Raw genomic sequence first — 926 nt, forward strand, 5'->3', positions numbered from 1 at the left:
CGCTCGGACGCGTTGGTGGGTGTAGACCTTGGTGTAGGCGCCGGTAACGGGGTCTTTGATGGTGGTTTTCTCGTTCATCCATTCCCGGTAGGTGTGGTCGAATTCGTGCAGGTGGGCGACCCATGTGGATGCTTGGTCAAGGTCGGTGATGCGAGTGAGTTTCAGGGCTAGGCGGTAGAGGGTTTTGCCGGCATCGGTGCGGGGGTTGCTGGTGGTGTGGCGGCGGACTGTTCGTTGGGCGTGGACGAGGCAGCGTTGGATGCGTGTTGTTGGCCAGCAGTGGTGGATGGCTGATTGGGCACCTTGTCCGCCGTCTGTGACTGCGATTAGTGGTGCGGCAATGGGGCGTAGGAGTTCGGTGTAGGCGGCGGTGGTTTCGTGTCTGGCCCAGGTCCAGTTGATGACGTGGGTTTTACTGGCTGCGATCAGGAGGCATCCGGACTTTAGATAGGTCGCGTCGAGGAAGATTTGGTCATGGATGCGGAATGAGTCGATGGTGGGTGTGGGGATGATCCACCAGCACCATCGGAATCGGTGGTGCATGGTTTGCCTGGTTACGCCATGGTGTGCGGCGAAGGTGGTTAGAGATTGGGTGCCGGTGGCCCATTGGATGAACAAAGCCATGGTGGCGGTGTTTTTGTTGTGGGTTTGGGTGTTGCGGGTAAAGGAGTGTCCGCAGTGGGTGCAGCGCCAACGGGTGGTTGATTTGCTGGTGGTGCCGTTTTTCTTTGTGTTGTTGCCGCATAGTGGGCAGCTGGGGCGGTTGGTGGTCATCCTTTAATCCAACCGGTGTGCGGTTAGCACAAATGTGGCCGGAGGTGCGGGATGGTGTGGGTAATAGCTTTCGGGGAGCTATTCTTTGGTGATTTGTGGTGTGTGGTCTGGGGTTATGGTGGCATGCGGACACACTTTTCTTTACTTAACCC

The 926-nt window shown here is 57.6% G+C and carries 1 protein-coding gene; it reads right to left on the reverse strand.

From position 1 onward, the window contains the following. Window positions 1–774: IS256-like element IS3503 family transposase (locus QP977_RS10960; RefSeq protein ID WP_284847308.1), on the reverse strand; the 774-nt coding region annotated here is incomplete at its 3' end. Between the last annotated feature and the right edge of the window lie 152 nt (window positions 775–926).

The organism is Corynebacterium sp. MSK012, assembly GCF_030232435.1.
Classification (GTDB): domain Bacteria; phylum Actinomycetota; class Actinomycetes; order Mycobacteriales; family Mycobacteriaceae; genus Corynebacterium; species Corynebacterium jeikeium_D.